At 51.8% G+C, this 17,774-nt stretch carries 15 protein-coding genes; 2 read left to right on the top strand and 13 right to left on the bottom strand.

Going from position 1 to position 17,774, the window contains the following annotated elements:
• Positions 1–93: 93 nt before the first annotated feature.
• The 5 genes from F7231_RS06495 to F7231_RS06475 form a co-directional block, all read right to left on the bottom strand.
• Positions 94–585 (bottom strand): NADH-quinone oxidoreductase subunit C, encoded by a 492-nt coding sequence (locus F7231_RS06495; RefSeq protein WP_166691336.1) that lies wholly within the window; start codon positions 583–585, stop codon positions 94–96.
• A gap of 114 nt (positions 586–699) precedes the next feature.
• On the bottom strand, positions 700–1,410 hold the full coding sequence (locus F7231_RS06490; protein ID WP_085412305.1) for a 2-phosphosulfolactate phosphatase: 711 nt from the start codon (positions 1,408–1,410) through the stop codon (positions 700–702).
• A gap of 117 nt (positions 1,411–1,527) precedes the next feature.
• Positions 1,528–2,619, bottom strand: a complete 1,092-nt coding sequence (gcvT, locus tag F7231_RS06485) for a glycine cleavage system aminomethyltransferase GcvT (RefSeq protein ID WP_166691335.1) — start codon at positions 2,617–2,619, stop codon at positions 1,528–1,530.
• Between the two features lie 52 nt (positions 2,620–2,671).
• Positions 2,672–4,144, bottom strand: a complete 1,473-nt coding sequence (locus F7231_RS06480) for an energy transducer TonB (protein ID WP_166691334.1) — start codon at positions 4,142–4,144, stop codon at positions 2,672–2,674.
• Positions 4,145–4,198: 54 nt separating this feature from the next.
• On the bottom strand, positions 4,199–5,731 hold the full coding sequence (locus F7231_RS06475) for an energy transducer TonB (RefSeq protein ID WP_166691333.1): 1,533 nt from the start codon (positions 5,729–5,731) through the stop codon (positions 4,199–4,201).
• A gap of 128 nt (positions 5,732–5,859) precedes the next feature.
• On the opposite strand from F7231_RS06475, the gene idi reads away from it, so the two are divergent.
• Entirely contained in the window at positions 5,860–6,447 is a 588-nt protein-coding gene (gene idi / locus F7231_RS06470) for an isopentenyl-diphosphate Delta-isomerase (RefSeq protein WP_229369687.1), read from the top strand.
• A gap of 24 nt (positions 6,448–6,471) precedes the next feature.
• Here idi and bioA read toward each other — a convergent pair whose 3' ends face one another.
• From bioA to F7231_RS06455, 3 genes are all read right to left on the bottom strand, one after another.
• Entirely contained in the window at positions 6,472–7,749 is a 1,278-nt protein-coding gene (gene bioA / locus F7231_RS06465; protein ID WP_166691332.1) for an adenosylmethionine--8-amino-7-oxononanoate transaminase, read from the bottom strand.
• Positions 7,750–7,876: 127 nt separating this feature from the next.
• Positions 7,877–9,304, bottom strand: coding sequence for a TlpA family protein disulfide reductase (locus F7231_RS06460; protein WP_166691331.1), 1,428 nt, complete (start codon positions 9,302–9,304; stop codon positions 7,877–7,879).
• Positions 9,305–9,502: 198 nt separating this feature from the next.
• A complete protein-coding gene (locus tag F7231_RS06455) occupies positions 9,503–10,780 on the bottom strand; it encodes a citrate synthase (protein ID WP_085412313.1) in 1,278 nt (425 codons plus the stop codon).
• A gap of 209 nt (positions 10,781–10,989) precedes the next feature.
• Between F7231_RS06455 and F7231_RS06450 the strand changes: the two genes are divergently transcribed.
• On the top strand, positions 10,990–11,649 hold the full coding sequence (locus F7231_RS06450) for a phosphoribosylanthranilate isomerase (RefSeq protein ID WP_085412314.1): 660 nt from the start codon (positions 10,990–10,992) through the stop codon (positions 11,647–11,649).
• A gap of 95 nt (positions 11,650–11,744) precedes the next feature.
• Here F7231_RS06450 and F7231_RS06445 read toward each other — a convergent pair whose 3' ends face one another.
• The 5 genes from F7231_RS06445 to F7231_RS06425 form a co-directional block, all read right to left on the bottom strand.
• Positions 11,745–14,159: an endonuclease MutS2 gene (locus F7231_RS06445; RefSeq protein ID WP_085412315.1), complete on the bottom strand. Its 2,415-nt coding sequence runs from the start codon at positions 14,157–14,159 to the stop codon at positions 11,745–11,747.
• 172 nt (positions 14,160–14,331) lie between these two features.
• Entirely contained in the window at positions 14,332–14,757 is a 426-nt protein-coding gene (locus F7231_RS06440) for a thioredoxin family protein (RefSeq protein ID WP_085415091.1), read from the bottom strand.
• 226 nt (positions 14,758–14,983) lie between these two features.
• Positions 14,984–15,322 carry a hypothetical protein gene (locus F7231_RS06435; protein WP_085412316.1) on the bottom strand — a complete coding sequence of 113 codons (339 nt, stop codon included), beginning with the start codon at positions 15,320–15,322 and terminating at the stop codon, positions 14,984–14,986.
• A gap of 33 nt (positions 15,323–15,355) precedes the next feature.
• A complete protein-coding gene (locus tag F7231_RS06430; protein WP_085412317.1) occupies positions 15,356–15,847 on the bottom strand; it encodes a hypothetical protein in 492 nt (163 codons plus the stop codon).
• Between the two features lie 379 nt (positions 15,848–16,226).
• Entirely contained in the window at positions 16,227–17,756 is a 1,530-nt protein-coding gene (locus tag F7231_RS06425; RefSeq protein ID WP_085412318.1) for a SusD/RagB family nutrient-binding outer membrane lipoprotein, read from the bottom strand.
• Positions 17,757–17,774: the final 18 nt, after the last annotated feature.

Here is a 17,774-nt window from a genome sequence, read left to right as displayed (position 1 = left end):
GTTTGAGGTTTGTCGTTTTTGGATTGAGGTTGCGTTGCTGGGTCACCATTGGGTTGTTGAGCAGTGCAACCTCAAACCACAAACGTTAAACAATTATTTCGTTGAAATGCCGTGGTATCGTTCGGGTTCCTTGTAGTCGCGGCGGAGGGGGTGCCCTTCCCAATCGAGGGGAAGCAAAATACGACGTAGATCGGGGTGACCACTAAACTGCACGCCAACCAGATCGAAGGCTTCCCGTTCGTGCCAGTCGGCAGTGCGCCATACACTGCTGAGGCTGGGTACGTTGGGAAGAGCATCCGGTGCATCCGGGTGCTGGCGGGCTATCATTAGCTTCAGCATCAGATCGTGTTTGTAGGGAATTGAGGTCAGGTTATACACCATCTCCATCGTATTCGCCTCCGGTCCATTATCGATGGCCGTGACGCAGGCCAGCAAGTCGAAAAACAGCCGATCGTCGCTTCGTAAAAACCGACAGATGTCTACCAGCTCATCGGCTTTCACGATCAGGTAGGGCTGCATGCCAGTCGTAACGGCTTCAACCGCAAACCGTTCCTGCACGAGAGTTGATAGGTCGGAGAAATTCATAGCTTATTGGTTTGCCGTTTGTGGTTTGGTCGTTGTTGTTACGCTTATACTGAGTACCCTCTGTGTGGTAGTCCAACGAGTTGGTTTGACGTAGCAACGTAACGACAAACCATTCTATACTTCCATTTTTACCAGCGAACCACCGCGTAATACAGGAACAACGTCGTAGAGATCATGTTGGAGGCAATAAGCAATATCTTTCTGGATACCGAGCCGTTGCAGACGTCGCAGGTGCGAAGCATTCGACAGGTAGCCGATCAGGTTGTCTTTTCCGTCGCAGTAGAGGCGGTGGGCCATCAGAGCGCCGTCTTCATGCATGGCGTAATCGTCGCGAAGGCGGTGTGCCAATGCACCAGCGAAGAGGGTATCTTCCAGGTTTGGCCGGCCTTTCCAGCCCGCGCAAAGCACCATCACATCGTAGGTCTGGGTACGTAGGTAGCTGGCAATCGCGTCGAGGTTCAGGAACGAGCCAACCAGCACTTTCACCGCCGACCGTGACCGGGTGATAGCCAGGGTGCCGTTGGTGGTGGTCATGGCGATGTCGGTACCCTGCAGTCGCTCGTCCATATAGCTAAATGGCGAGTTATCGAGGTCGAATCCTTCAACGGTCTGTGCGTTACGTTCGGCGGCGGCCAGGTAACCGCGCTGTTGCAGCGCCCGGCATTCGTCGACGGTGGCTACGGGAATAATGCTTCCTACGCCGTAGGCAAAGGCTGTAACCATGCAGGAAGTGGCCCGGAACACGTCGGCTACAACTACGATCGTGTTATCGATGGTGTGCAGGTGCAGCAGGTCCGGGGTTAAGCAAACGTCAATCTGTTTCATTAGGAGGAAGTAGTCTCAACGCAGAAAAACAGAGGTAACACAGAGGAAACGGAGTTTGTCTGTTAAACGAATAACTGTGTTCTCTGTGTGGCCTCTGTTTCTCTGTGTTAATCCCTTTTATTTTTTCAGAAATGGCAATTTAACGACTTCGGCTTTGAGCAATTTCTCGCGGACGCTGACGAAGATCTCGGTGCCAGGCTTGCTGAGTTCGGTGGGTACGTAGCCCATGCCAATGCCTTTGCCCAGGGTAGGCGACTGCGTGCCGGAGGTGACTTCACCAACCACCTTTCCATCTGCCGTACAGAGTTGGTAATGGCCACGCGGAATACCCCGGTCGATCATGCTGAATCCGACGAGTTTACGCTGAAGGCCAGCGTCTTTCTGCTGTTTCAGCGCATCGGAGTTGACGAAGTTGTGCGTGAATTTGGTCACCCAGCCCAAGCCTGCTTCCAGCGGTGATGTTTCGTCGGTGATGTCGTTACCGTAGAGGCAGAAACCCGATTCGAGGCGGAGCGTGTCGCGGGCGCCGAGGCCGATCGGCTTAATGCCGTGGGGCGCACCTGCTTCCATGATCGCCTTCCAGACGGCTTCGGCCTGGTGATTCGAGACATAGATCTCAAAGCCTCCCGCGCCGGTGTAACCCGTTGCCGATACAATGACATTGGCCATACCCGCAAAATCCGTTTTCTCGAAGGTGTAATACGACATCGATTCGAGCAGGGCGTTGGTCAGCGGCTGCAGTGCTTTGGCGGCCAATGGCCCCTGAACGGCAAAGAGACACATATCATCGGATATGTTGGTCAGTTCTACATCGTACTCGGGCGCATACTGATTGATCCAGTTCCAGTCTTTCTCGATGTTCGAGGCGTTAACCACGAGCATGTATTCGAGCGCCGAAATCCGGTAAACGAGCAAATCGTCGATGACGCCGCCCCGGTCGTTGGGCAGGTACGAATACTGCACCTTCCCGTCGAACAGGACGCTGGCATCGTTGGCCGATACGCGCTGAATGAGGTCTAGGGCACCGGGCCCTTTCAGCATGAACTCGCCCATGTGCGAGACATCGAATATGCCGACGGCGTTGCGGACGGTGTTGTGCTCGTCGAGATCGGAGCTATAACGAACGGGCATTTCGTAGCCCGCAAAAGGAACAATTTTGGCACCCAACGCCCGGTGAACGGCGTCTAACGGAACTTGCTTTAGCGACATGTTGACGGTTTTCTTGCCGCAAAAGTACGTCCTTTCGGCTGGAAAGTGTAGCCTACTCTAACTGGAACGAAACCGGTAAGTTGTACCTCACCCGTACGGCTTCGCCCCGAAGCAGGCCAGGTTCCCAATTTGGCATTTTCTTGACTGTACGTAATGCCTCATTATCGACAGATGGGTAAAGGCCTTTTAATACGTCATAGTCGCATAGCGATCCATCGGTACACACAACGAAAGAGATGTAAACTTTTCCAGACACGTTCTTTTTCTGCGCATCTACCGGGTATCTGATCGTTTGCCCCAGAAACCGATACATCGCCGGTTGGCCGCCCACATAGGTTGGGTGACTCATGGCCGACTTGTAGCTGATTGTTTTGCCGCCAGGTAATGTAGCAGTGCCGCCAAGGTCTTCTCCAACGTTATACTGCTCGGTGTAACTGTACGACCCGTCGGCGAAACGACCTGTCCATTGCCCGTTTTTGAATCCGTCTTTATAGTCGCCTTCTTCAATGAACGTGGTCTTCTGCGTTGAGTCGCCGCGTGATTTCTCTTTGCTAACGTACCTGTAGTGACCGTTGCCATCTTTAATTGGTTGATGGCCGGTGCTATCCCAGGCGGCCATCAGTTGTGTGTGTTTGTACAGTTCTTTCCGTTCGCCTTCGTATTTCGTTTCAATACTGAGGAGAAGGCCATTAGGCTGCCAGGTCGTTGTTGAGCCTGCTTCGTCGGGCCGATCGATTGACTTGACCATGCCGCGCTTGTCATAGGTCACCGACGGGCCTTTCATCATATCAGCAGACGCACGCTGGCGCACGGAACCATCTTCGCTCAGCGTATAGACCGTACCGACCCAGTCAGTTGTTGGTCCCTTATGTCCGAATCGAAATGTTGGTTCGTCATTCTGTTGCTGAGTGTTGGCCACTTTTGCCAGAGGTATTCTAGCCACTTCTTTCAGGGTTCCGGATCCTTTTATTTCAAACAGCGTCAGGTCCCCATTTGGCAGGCCGGTAAGGGTATCAATGGGCGTATGCTGTTGGTAAGCAGGTTTGGCTGCTTGCTGAATAGTGTTGATAGGGTTGAATTTGGCGTCGAACTGTTCAATCAACACTCCATTTTCGTAGCGAATGGGGGCCGTAGCCCGAAACGTGACTGGGTACGTTATTGACTGGCGTACGGGTTTGCCTGCTTTCATGGCTGGCTTCCAGGCGTTGAACAGGCGCATGGCCCGCAGGGCTTCCTGGTTGCAGTCGGGCCGGAAACCGCGTACTAACTGAACATCCGATATACGCCCGTTTGGTTCAACAACGGCTTTGACGTATACTTTGCCCGTCACGTTGGCTACTTGCGCCATGAAGGGTTTCTGCATATTGGCGTTCAGGAACGTTTCCAGCATAGACGGACCACCTAGCGGAGCTGCTACTGAATCGACATCGAACGTTTCGTAAACGGGTGCCTGTGCGTGAGCAGAGCAATAGCCAAGCGCGATCAGAAAGGGGAGGATAATGGCATTGGTAAACCGTGAGCGCATACGTGACAGGTTTGGTTGGATGGAATAGGAATGTAATAACGGTACAGACTTCCGTTAAAAAGAGACCGTCGGAGCGTTTTGCCCAAAGTCATACGAAATCAGCAGCACATGGGCTGCCTCAATGGGTTCGCCCCGTACCATAGCTGGTTGCCATAGCTCTTTCGTATTGTCAAAGAGGCGCAGTATTGTATCTGTGGGCAATTGTTTGGTACTCCAGACGACCGAACGGTCGAGCACACGGCCTGCCTGATCGAGTCTGAAATCAACCTTCACTCCGCCAAAATCGCCAAACTGCACTGGCTTCTTTAGGTACGTTGCTACCTGGCTGGCCAGTTGATCAGCCGCGGCCTTACCCCCGACCAGAGTTGGGCTTTGACGGGCCTGAGTGTAGCGAATCGTATCGCGCTCCGCCACGATAGCGAAACCACCCAGGCAGGTGCCGTTCTCATAGGTCTCCTGATAGCTGTATGAACCATCAGCATAGGCACCGCTACAGAGGCCGTGTTTCAGACCCTGGCTGTAAGTGGCTCGTTGCACAAACTGGGTATAGGTAGCGGTATCGCGCCTCGACTTTACGCGTTCGGCCCAAGTCCGTGACCCCTGCCCGTACTGGATCTGGTAATTGCCCGCCGAGTCGCAAACGGTCAGGAAACGAATCACCTCCTGGCCCGGTAGCAGCCCGCTTATTTTGGTTTCTCTAAATTCGTTTAGTTGCCCGTTCGGGTGCCAAGTGATCGTTCTGCTGCCATCCCAAATGTATTCATACAACTTCTCGACCATGCCGGTAACCGAGTACGTTTGCTCATTCCGTTTAATCAGGCTGTACTGTGCATCAGAACGTACCCGACCGGTTTCATCGGTGAGCTGCACAGGGCCAAACAGGCGGCAACAGTTATCTTTCAGGGCGGTCTGGTAGCGAATTTCTGTACTGTCCTTGCCCGTCAGGCGTTCCCGGCTGAGCAGGTACGTAGCGTCTTTCATGACAAATTGATGCCCCCCCACCCGTTTAACGATCGCCTTTGCATCGCCAACAACACGGCCCAGTGTATCGACGGGCATCACAACCCTAAACATATAGTCTGTAGGCGGATAGGGAGGATTGTCGCTGACTTTGATTTGATCGTTTGAACCGTAGTAGACAGTTTGCTGAATGCGATTATCTCCCAATCGTTTCGTAAACAGCGTGGGGTTGGGCTTCACCGGAATGGCATACGTGATGGCCTGCCGTACCGATTTTCCGTCTTTTAGAGCCGGCTTCCAGGCGTTGAACAAACGCATCACCCGCAGGGCTTCCTGATTACAATCGGGCCGAAGGCCGCGTACCAACTGAACATCGGTGATATGTCCGTTTGGCTCCACCACTGCTTTCACAACGATTCGACCGGATGTGTTGGCTACCTGGGCCATGAACGGCTTTTTAAAGTTGACCGACAGAAACGTTTCCAGCATGAATGGGCCACCCCTTGGCGCTGCAGCCGAGTCGACGGCAAACGCTTCGTAGACAGGGGTCTGCGCGGTGGCCGGAGCGGGGGGCGCCAGTGCCAGCAACAGCGTGCTCAAGGAAAAAAGCAGGTAACGTAAATACATCAGAAAAGAAAAGTAGATGTATCAAATATAGGCAAAATGGTGATCTAGCTACTAGTGCCAGAAAGGAGTTTACTGAATGGTTGAGGGACTTAACGAGGCGTATGTTTGCTGAAGATACCCCGCCTGGTTTGCGTTCATTTACCCGGCGTACTACCTTCGCTGATGGTCAATCCTTTCGGCCGCATCGCATGAATTCTGTAGGTACGTTATCCCCTGATTTGTTGCTCGTTACTGAACAGGACGAGGTTATTGGCACGGCCGAAAAAATGCAGGTTCACTACGACGGTGTGCTGCACCGGGCGTTTTCTGTCCTAATCTACAATGATCGGGGCGATTACCTGTTGCAGCAGCGGGCATTGGCGAAGTACCACTCGGGTGGCCTCTGGTCGAATGCCTGTTGTGGGCACCCCACCCGGCCCACCGACACCGGTCAGCAGGCCGAGCAGCGCCTCGACGAGGAAATGGGCTTCCGGACTGAACTGACGCCGTCATTTAGTTTTATTTACCACGCTTCGCTGCCCAACGGCCTCACCGAGCATGAGTTCGATCACGTGTTCACGGGTACGTACGAGGGCGAAATTCCCTTTAACCCGGCCGAAGTGATGGCGGTTCGCTGGGTCAGTCGCGAGGCGTTGCTACAAGAGATGGCCCATGCCCCCGAAACGTTTACCGTCTGGTTCCGCATTCTGGTCGATACCATCGAAAAACAGCGGTAGGTACGTTCAGGGGCTATAAATACGCTATGCTTCCAACTGTGCCAGCAAAGCAAATACGGCCTCGTAGGCTACCTGCAACTGTGCGTTGGTGGTGCAATAAGGCGGCATAAGGTATAGCACATTGCCCAGCGGTCGCATCAGGACACCTTTTTCCAGCAGGAAATCGTAGGCGACATCCCGAATATTGTTGAAGTATGACGTCTGCCCACTTGTTACCAGATCGAACGCCAGCAACGTACCCCGCTGCCGGACGTTTCCGACTACAGGCGACTGGCGTAGCCGGATGGCAAAAGCCGTGTGCTGGTCGGCAATGCGTTGAATATCGGCTTGGCGCTCGGATGTCAGCAACAGGTCGAGGCTGGCCAGGGAAGCCGCGCAGGCTACCGGATTGGCGGTAAAGGAGTGCCCGTGGAAGAGCGTCTTCATCTTATCGGTCGACAGAAAGGCATCGTAAATCGCCTCGGTGCAGGTCGTGATGCTCAGCGCCATGGTGCCACCCGTAAGGCCTTTCGACAGGCACATCAGATCGGGTTGTTCGGTCAGGTAATGGCTGGCGAATAGTTTACCCGTTCGTCCAAACCCCGTCATTACTTCATCGGCAATGAGAAGCGTTCCCTGGGTACGTGCCATTGCGAAGAGCTGATCGAGTACGTCGGGTTCATACATCACCATACCACCTGCGCCCTGCACCAGCGGTTCAACAATGAAAGCGGCAACCTCGTCGGTAAACACGGCGCGGGCCAGTTCCAGCACTTCGGCCTCACGACCGGGGACTGGCGCTGGCAGGTACGTTACGTCGAATAGGAATGGAGCAAACGGGGCGGTGAAGGCACTGCGTCCGCCTACGGCCATAGCGCCAAACGTATCGCCATGATAGGCGTCGTCGAACGCCACTACTTTTCGCCGTGGCTTGCCGAGGTTATGCCAGTACTGGAACGCCATTTTCAGGGCTACTTCAACGGCAGTAGAGCCATTGTCGGAATAAAATACGCGGCGTTGGTTTGTGGGCAGAACAGGCAGCAGTCGCTCGGCCAGCTGAACGGCGGGCTCGTGTGTAAACCCGGCAAAAATAGTGTGTTCTAATGTGCGTAACTGGGCCGATACGCGTTCGGCGATGTGCGTATGAGCATGCCCGTGGATGGTAACCCACCACGACGAGATCATGTCCAGCAGTTCGCCGCCATCTTCGGTATAGAGAACTGACCCTTTGCCCCGAACAATAGGAATAGGCATCGGCGCGGTCTGCATCTGCGTAAACGGATGCCAGATCACGGCCTGATCGCGTTGAGAAAGTGTAGTCATGCCGCAAAGGTAAAGCGTATTGTAGCGCCGAAACGGTCCGTCGCAACGGCTTTAGCTTCGGTTGGTCAAGCAGCATAGGTGAGGGGCGTAAAAAAGCTGTCAATTCGTCACCCATTCCGCAATACAACTACTGCAGCAGTGCTTCAATTTCTCTTTTCGCCTCGCCACTTGGCCGGGCACAGTTATTTTTTACCACTTTACCAGCCTGGTCAATCAATACATAATGCGGATACGCCCTGACGTTATACTTGCTGATCAACGTAGTTGCCCACGCCTTGTTGGCAAATAAATTGACCGTTTGCAGCTTATATAAGTTGCTGACTTTGGCCCAATCTTCCCGTGTACTATTGACGCAGATATTAACAATTTTGACCGGCTTCCCGGCGAAATAAGTTACCAACTCATTCTCAAATGGCATTTCCTGTCGGCAGGGCGCACACCCCGTAAACCAAAAGCTTACATAGATTACGTTGCCCCGAAATTCGTTTAGGTATGTCAGAGAATCCCGATTGTCTTCCAGCGCAAATTTTGGTGCCAATTGGCCCGGTTTGAGCGTGTACGCATTTTCATAATACGCCGTCAAACTGTCGAGCCAGAGCTTGTGCCTGAACGTAGGATAATAGTGTTTCAACAACGATTCGCCTTCAGTTGGGGCATCTGCCAGTAGCTGACCAATGTAACGCGCCATAAATACCTCCCAGGCTAAACCGGACAACTGTTTATCGGCCAACGCAGGAAAGAATTTAAACGATTGGTTTGCCGGCTTCTGTTGATGATAGATATGCCAAAAATAGTTGTTTATAAAACTTTGATAGTCTGCTAAGTGCGCTGCTGACTGATTGTTCAATAGAGATGGGGTAACGAACGCAAAGAAGTCCTTCGGTACGGCATCGATACTATCCATTTTTATGAACCGTCTATATAATACGGCGTTGGCCCGATAGGTAGCGTCATTATAAAGAATCTGCTGCTGCTCCTGTTCAACAAACCAGTCGGGTAACGTATGCTGCGTGAGGTAGTTTTTGAGAAACTGTTGTTCGACCTGGAGCAGCGAATCCATCCGTTGAGCGTATTGGGGTAGGGTAGCTGTGTGATTAGCCAACAGTGCTCGTGTTCGTTCCGGAATCCGGGTTAAGCTTCGGGCCTGATCGAAGTAGTACTGCGTGATTGCCGCTCCTTTTCCATAAAAATGATACGATCCCCAGGTAGTTGCGGGACTTAAATCAATCACTAAGGTTAGCGTATCGTTTGGGAGTAAATAAATTACTGAGCCTCTATTCGCGATGGTAAGGAGTGCCCGTTGTGGCGTAGCAACCTGGAAATGGATAAACTTTTCACCTGAACCCAGCGGGATCGAATCGCTATCCCGTCGTTGATTGTTGCCATACGGCAAAACCTTATGCGTGTAGGTGAAGAGTGGCCTGACTCTGCTGTTGGACTGATACTGGATGCGGAGCACAGATTTGCCGTCTGTGTTTATCGAGAAATCAGGTGCCTGTTGTGCTAAACTGCTGGTAAGCATACAATAACAGGCAATAACTAGTAGCGTTTTCATCCTTGCTTTTCCTCCGGATAGATGATTACAGAAACACGAAGTCAAGAAGTTCTTGGTGACCTTGTAAAGCGAACGTACCTAAACTACTGGTTACGAGTGTACTTCGTCTATTAGCAGCTGCTTATCTATTGTTCGGTTAAAAAAAAGGGGAGCCAATCCTCCGATTAGCTCCCCTTTACACATAACTGATAATTGATACTACCGCTGGCTGATTTCTTTGAATTCGCGGAGGGTAGAACCGGTATAGATCTGACGAGGGCGGCCGATTGGCTCTTTCTGCTCGCGCATTTCTTTCCATTGGGCAATCCAGCCGGGCAAGCGGCCGATGGCGAACATCACCGTAAACATGTTGGTTGGAATGCCGAGGGCGCGGTAGATGATGCCCGAATAGAAATCGACGTTCGGATACAGTTTGCGCTGTACAAAATATGGGTCGTTCAGCGCGGCTTCTTCGAGGCCTTTGGCAATTTCCAATACGGGATCATTCACACCCAATTTGCTGAGTACATCGTCGGCCGCCTTCTTGATGATCTTGGCGCGAGGATCAAAGTTTTTGTAGACGCGGTGACCGAAGCCAAACAGCCGGAAGCCCGTAGTTTTGGCATTCTTGGCCATGTCGATGTATTTAGCTACATCGCCACCACCTTCTTTGATCTCTTCCAGCATCTCAATCACTTCCTGGTTGGCGCCACCATGCAGGGGACCCCACAGGGCGTTTACACCCGCTGCAATCGACGAGTAGATGTTGGCTTGCGATGAGCCGACGAGCCGAACGGTGCTGGTCGAGCAGTTCTGTTCGTGGTCAGCGTGTAGAATCAGCAGCACGTTCAGCGCTTCCGCTACAACCGGGTCAACTTTATAATCTTCCACCGGCAACGCGAACATCATGTTCAGGAAGTTGGCGATGTAATCCAGTTCATTTTTTGGGTAATTCGTAGGGTGCCCCTGCGACCGCTTGTACGACCAGGTTGCCAGTGTAGGCAATTTGGCCATCAGGCGGGTGATGTGTAGATCGGTATTTTTGCCCTCCTGCGAATCGGGATAGAACGCACTCATGGCATTGACAAGCGACCCTAGCACGCACATGGGGTGCGCATTGACCGGGAAGCCATCGAATATCTTGCGCATATCCTCATTGACGAGGGTATGCCGGCGGATGCCCGTTGAGAACGTATTGAACTGCTCCTGAGTGGGCAGTTCACCGTAGATCAGTAAGTAAGATACCTCCAGAAAAGAGGCTTTCGACGCCAGGTCTTCAATTGAATAACCGCGATAGCGCAGGATTCCCTCCTCGCCGTCTAAGAACGTAATGGCACTCTGGGTAGCACCGGTATTCTTGTACCCTCGGTCGAGGGTGACGTAACCCGTCTGGTCACGGAGGTTGGAAATATCAACGGCGTTTTCGTTTTCTGTTCCTTCCAGAGTGGGGAAGGTATACGATTTGCCGTCTACGATCAGTTCAGCAGTGCTTGCCATACGTGCGTGCGGGGGTAAAAGAAATTCAGCGTTAATGGGTTGTGTGCCCGTACTAAGAGCAGCGGGCGAAATTAGTACCAAAAGCAATCGAATACCCTGCTACAACATCGAAAAGTTCAAAGACATAGTAGGGGCAGTCATACAACTCCAAATGTAAGCAAGCGGTTTCCATCCAGCACATCAATACGGCGCTTTGGTATATTTGCTTTATGATTATTTCGCCACATGTGAAAATATGCTGTATCCGTGATGACGAGGAGGCCCGGTTGGCTATAGCAATGGGCGCAGCTGCTTTAGGGTTGGTTGGGGCAATGCCCAGCGGTCCGGGGGTGATCACCGACGGACAAATTGCGGCTATTGCCAAACGGGTGCCACCTCCGGTTGCCACGTTTCTACTGACAAGTGAAACCGACGCCGATCAGATCATTGCGCACCAGCAACGGGTGAACACCAATACGGTTCAGATCGTGGATGCTCTTCGACTAGGTACGTATGACCAGATACGTGCCGCCTTACCGGGGATACGGCTGGTTCAGGTGATCCACGTCATTGACCAGTCATCCGTGGAAGAGGCCCTGCACATTGCCCCGCATGTGGATGCGTTGCTGCTCGACAGTGGGAACCCTACTCTCGCGGTGAAAGAATTGGGTGGCACAGGCCGGGTACACGACTGGGCGCTGAGCCGGCAGATTCGGGAGCTGTCGCCGGTGCCCATCTTTCTGGCTGGTGGGTTACGACCCGACAATGTGCGGCAGGCCATCGAGGCGGTTCAGCCGTTTGGGCTCGATCTGTGTAGCGGCGTGCGCACCAACGGACAGCTAGACCCTGTGAAGCTGGAAGCATTCATGACGCAGGTCTTTAATCAGTGAGTGAAAGCAATAGAGGGTAGTTCAGGCACTGGGCGTTGCCACAGTCTATTGCCTACCGTGGCAGCACGCAGCGCCTGAACTACCCTTTAAAATAGTTACTTCATTTTTACCAATGTAACGCCTTGCCCGCCCCGATCGGCGTGTTCGTCGGCCATGCCGGCTACCTGCTTGTAAGAGCGGAGGTGATTACGCACCAGAGTCCGTAGGATACCGTCGCCTTTGCCATGTACAATGCGAAGTTCGGGGTAACCGAGCATCAGGGCACTGTCCATGAATCGGTCGAGTTCGCCGAGCGCTTCTTCACCGCGATACCCCCGAATGTCGAGGTTAAACGAAAAATTCATCATCTTCTCGTTTAGGTCCATACCCTGGCTACGGGGCTTCTCGCGGATACCTACGGCCTCCCGGTAGGTCTTGCGGCTTACCTTTTCGAGCCGGTTCAGCTTAATGTTCGACTTTAGCTCGCCGATCCGGACTTCTGCATCTTTACCCCGAATGGCCAGTACTTCGCCAATTGCCGTTTGCCCGTCGATGCGCACGTAACTTCCCACGCCAATGGGCGTATTGTCGTTTACAAATTCTTCTTCGGGCTCTTTTGGTTTGGCGGGTTCAACCACCACTTCAGGCTTCAGCTCCTTCTGGTCAAACTGCTGTAGTTCAGCACGTACCTGGCGCGTCGTATCTTTGTCAGCCTTCGATTCCTTGATCTCACGAATCGTGTTTTCGATGCGCTGATTGGCTTCCTGCACCAGCGTTTTTGCCTTGGCTTTGGCCGTGTTCAGCAATTGCTTCTGTTCGTTGTCGAGCCGGGTTTTCAGGGCCGTATACTCCGCTAGCTGCTGCGATACTTTCCGCTGTTTGATGCTGATATCGAGGTTCTTTTCAGAAAAAACACGCTTCTCAATATCCAGTTCTTTCAGTAGTTTCTCGAAGTTCACCTGCTGGTTGCCCAGTTTCTCCTTGGCGCGCTCAATTACGGCGTTAGGCAGATTGATCTTCCGGGCAATCTCAAACGCGAACGATGAGCCGGGTCGGCCCATCTCCAGTTCGTAGAGGGGCTCCAGCTTCTCGCCATCAAAGCGCATGGCTCCGTTGATGAGGCCTGCTGTTTTATCAGCAAAGACTTTCAGGTTAGTGTAGTGCGTATTTATGACACCATACGCGCCCGACTTATTGAGTTCTTCCAAGATAGCCTCGGCAATAGCACCGCCCTGCCCTGGTTCAGTACCGGTACCAAATTCGTCGATCAGGAAGAGCGTACGTTTGTTGGCTCCCACCAGAAACTTCTGCATGTTGGTCAGGTGCGACGAGTACGTACTAAGGTCATTTTCCAGCGATTGTTCATCACCAATGTCGATAAACAGGTTCTGGAACACTCCCATATCGGAATACTCGGCCATAGGCACCAGCAAGCCGCACTGCATCATGTACTGCAGCAGGCCAATGGTTTTTAGGGCAATAGACTTACCACCCGCGTTGGGGCCGGAAATAATCAGAATGCGCTGCTGATCGTCGAGAAGAATGTTGAGCGGCACTACGCTCTTTTTCTGCTTCTGATGCGACAGATAGAGGAGGGGGTGTCGGGCGGCAGTCCAGTTCAACACTGGACGGTTCATCACCTGCGGCATACCCGCCTGTAGTTCGCCAGCTAGCTTTGCCTTGGCCCGAATAAAGTCGATCTGCGCCAGGAAGTTGACCGCTTTACTCAAATCAGGTAGAAAGGGACGGATCTGATCGGTTAGGGCCAGCAAAATCCGGTATACCTCGCGGCGTTCTTCATATTCCAGTTCACGTACCTCGTTGTTGCCATCGAACACTTCAGCGGGTTCAATGTACACGGTTTTGCCCGTGTCGGACTCGTCATGAACGAAGCCCCTTATCTTCCGCTTGTGTTCGGCCGCCAACGGAATAACCAGCCGTCCACCGCGAATAGTCAGGCCCAGATCGTCGGGAATCCAGCCTTGCTGGCGGGCGGTGCGCAGGATACTGTCGAGGCGTTTGCGCAGGTTGGCCTGTTCAGAGATAATGCGGCGGCGAATGCTGGCCAGTTCTGGGGAGGCATTGTCACGAACATGGCCACGATCGTCAATGACGCGCTCGAGGGCAGCCAGTAGGTTTTTGTCGACGGTTACGGGCTGGGCCAGTTCGGCGAGGTAGGGGTATTGGTCTTCTTCCTGATTGGCCAGAAAGCGCAGGCAGTCCTGAATGGTTTTCAGGGCCAGTTTCAGGTCAAAAAACTCATCTTCCATGAGTGTGATCCCTTCTACGCGGGCCTTCTGCAATTGAGGACGCACATCGAGGTAATTACTCTGCGGAAAATCGGGTTCGTATTGTACGATCTGCGTAAACTCGTAGGTCTGACGCAGCAGCTTATCAATCAGTTGGTGATTGTCGGAAAAGCGAATCTTATCCACATAGTCCTGCCCTAGGGGGGATATGCAGGCCTGCCGCAGCAGTTCGCGGATTTTATCGAAACCTAATTTTTGTTCGAGGGTATTGGGGTAAAGCATTCAGGAGATCAAGCCGTTCGTTAGCAGGCCTTATGCTATAACACCAGGGCGAGGGTAGGGGTTCTGTTTAGCCAACTAAGCAAGCCTCACTAACAAACAAATAAGAGTTGGTCAACGTGAGCGTACTCATCCGTCAACCAACTCTTTTTCTTAATGAGACGTGCTTTGTGACTTACTTCACGCTTTTGCCCACGCCAATCAGGTCGTCAGCCGACATATACCCAATGGCTTTTTTCACTACGCGACCATTGCCGTTGATGAACAGAAGTGTGGGGTACGCTTCCAACGGATACATCTGGGCAAGCGCAGGGCCTTCGCCTTTCTCCATGTCCATCTTCACATTTATGAATTTTTTGTTGAAGTAATCACCAACTGTCTTTTGGGTGAATACATTCTTCTGCAACATTTTGCATGGACCACACCAGCTAGCGTAGGCGTCCAGGAAGATCAGCTTGTTTTCTGCTTTTGCTTTCTTCAGAATATCGGCCCAACGAGCGCTGGTAAACTGAATCCCCGCCTTCGATTCATCGTCATTGGCTGGCGTGAATGACGAGGCGGTAAAGAGAACAACAAGGCACAGGCTAAGTAATTGACGCATGATTGGGGAACGGTTATGATACGTATCTAACGAATAGATACCGCACTTTCGTTTCTGTGTACGAGTGCGGTAGCCAAATTTACCCCCAATACCGAAAATGCCAATCAAATTTTTGGGTAGAACCTACAGGAGAAATAGCGTCGCTACCAATTGAATCGGATTAGCAACGCTATCTGGTCTGTAGACCCTACCCAAAAACTTGATTGACGTACTCGATTACCGACTGTTACTCTTCAGTAGTCCGGTTCCAGTCAGCGTCGGCTACGTGGGTTGGCCGTACTTGCTCTGATCCGTATTCTGTGTCGGTTGTCAGCACAGGCTGGTCGCTGCTGTCTGTTGTGGTGTCATCACCCTCAGCAGCTACAGTGTCTTCAATGGCCTGTACGTCTTCGGCTACCGACGTATTGTTGGCCCGATCGTTCAGGCGAGAAGGCAACTCGTTGTCAAGATTCTTGTCGTTCAATTGCGCCATGCCTCCGTCGGGTGAACTACCCATGGTGCTGTGCATTTGACGAGCCGCGTGCGACTCAGTACTTTCTTTGCGGATGTTGCTTGATACGCTCATGATTTCGTTGAGTTTACGTGATTATTAATTGATTTAATACGTTGGCTGATGATCGGTTGACGTACCTGTTTCGGCTACGTCTTCTTCGGTTTCTTCCTGTGAGACAGAAGAATCTGTATCATCGTCGGTTTCGTCATCCTCCCCATCCTGTTTCTTAGCTTCCAGTTGGGCGTTGGGTACGTTTACAACAGGATCAGACGCGTAGTCATCCGGGCCAGCCGTTGTTACACTGACAGTCGAAGTGTTGGTCTGGTTCGCGCCCGCAGCAGCGTTCTGCTTGCCCTCTTCGGTGACTTCCATTGTGCTGTTGTCCATGTCGCCCATCCGGATCACACCGTTCTCGCTATCCATGTCAGTGCTGCCAATTCCCCGGATGTTGCGGCCATTCTGACCATCCCGAACTTCTGTGCTGTCTAATCCATTGGCTGAGTTCTCCAGCTCTTCCCGGTTACGGTTGTCGCTTTCAAAATCAGGGTTAGCGGAATCATCGCTACTATAGGCTAATTTGGTTTGGTCGGTATCCATAATTTGAGTCTATTAAATCGGTTGAGTTACAATAGAACTACTTCGAGACCAAAAAGTTGAGTTATTCGATAGTATGAATCATGTATCAACATCCTTTAAATAAAAATAGCGATGTACCGTACCTATTGTAAAGTGGAATTTATGATATTTGGTAACTCAAAAGACACATAGTTTGCCCCTTAGGCTACTGAATACAAGAAACTATTATATACTGACTAGTTACACCATATCTAGCCGTCCTGATCTTAATAGTTGGATAAAGCGTAATTAGAAAGCGAGCCGATGCTATCGACTCGCTTTTTCGTTTTTAGGCTATTGTATACAACAGAAGGCCATCAAGTTGATGGCCTTCTGTTGGGTAATCTGTCAGCGGAGTAATCTAGTCAACATCCCAGAATAAGCGGGTAGTGAACACATCGATCGTGCCCTGTGCACTTACGTTTTTACCGTTCGACCCTGACTCTGAGTTTGGATAGTAGAAGCGGAGCGGACGTTTGGTTTCACCAACGATCTGAATGCTTTGTGGTGTCACCGGCATATTCGTTCTTCTGTACTCGGCCCAGGCTTCCAGACCGCTGAAGTTCGTTGTCGCAATCCACTTCTGTAGATAGATAGCGGCTAGCTTATCGGTAGACGCATCCCAGTCGTAGTTATTGATCTTGCTCCCCTTGTAGGCAGTGGCTCCTGCGGTGTTGGCACCCAGCACGCGGAACGACTGAAGAATACCCGCCTCAAAGTAAGACTGAGCCGTACCCGGCAGCGTTACATCACTATACCGCTGTTTAGCTTCTGCCAGCAGGAATTGTACTTCCGCAGCCGTCATCAAAATGTAAGGGCGGTTGTATTCGCCTTTCACGATCAGGCTTGGCCCGAGTGAGCTGGTATTGGCAGGCAGGTAACCCGAGCTAACACCAAACGGTGTACCATTGTAGTTAGCTGCTACCTCTTTCTGTACACTGGTACCCGGAACAGAGCCATTTTCGCCACCGTTAGCATACGCAATGCGCTTCAGACGGAGTGTGTCACCGGCTGCTTTCAGGTTAGTGAACAGGAATTGCGTTAATCGGGGGTAGTTGTTTAAGGCCCGCTTAGCGCCGTTGGCATCATAGCCCCAACGATCGTAGATCGGATTCAATTTGCCGGCCGTAGCCAGGTAGAAGAAAGAGCCGCCAACGCCTACTTCTTCGCCGGTAATGAAGCCTGAGCCCTGTGTAACAATTTTGTTCAGCTCCGTTTTAATATACGTGTCTCTGCCTGAAATTTTAGACTGACGCATCAGAATCCGCATCTTCAGCGAGTTCGCAAACTGAATCCATTTGGTCGTATTGCCTCTGAAGACGATATCGGCACCGGTGAAGGCACTGGCAAACGCATTGGCTTTCAAATCAACGATTGCCTCGTCCAGCAGGGGAATCAGTGTTTCATACACCACCTTCTGATCGTCGAACGTAGGCGCCAGGACTGCACTGCCTTTGAGAGCATCTGTGTACGGTACGTTACCATACATATCAACCAACTGTTGATACAACATGGCTTTCATCACCTTGGCAGGGCCTTTCAAAAACTTCTGGTTGTAGCTATCGGCGTTGTCAATCACAAACTGATAGTCCTGCAGGTTGTCGTAATACCCATCCCAATAGTTGAAATCACCATTGGTAAAGTTGTAGGCGAACAGGGTTGTGCTGATGATGTAGCCATTTCCCTGTGTCCATTGGCCCGACCAGTAGGAACCGGTTTCGTTGGGGCCAACCATGTTTGTCGACGTCGTATTCAGCGCGTTGGTAAATACGTAGTTCGGCGATGCTGTAGGTAACGTATTTGGGTTCGTGTTGATGTCGAGGAATGATTCCTGACAAGCACTACCAAACAGGCCTACGACAGCAAGTATAACTAATGACTTTAATTTCATGTGAAGTCGATGTCAATT

It is taken from the genome of Fibrivirga algicola (assembly GCF_011742925.1).
Classification (GTDB): Bacteria; Bacteroidota; Bacteroidia; order Cytophagales; family Spirosomataceae; genus Fibrella; species Fibrella algicola.
The sequence above is the reverse complement of the archived record's forward strand: the minus strand, read 5'-3'. Positions and strand labels throughout refer to the sequence as shown.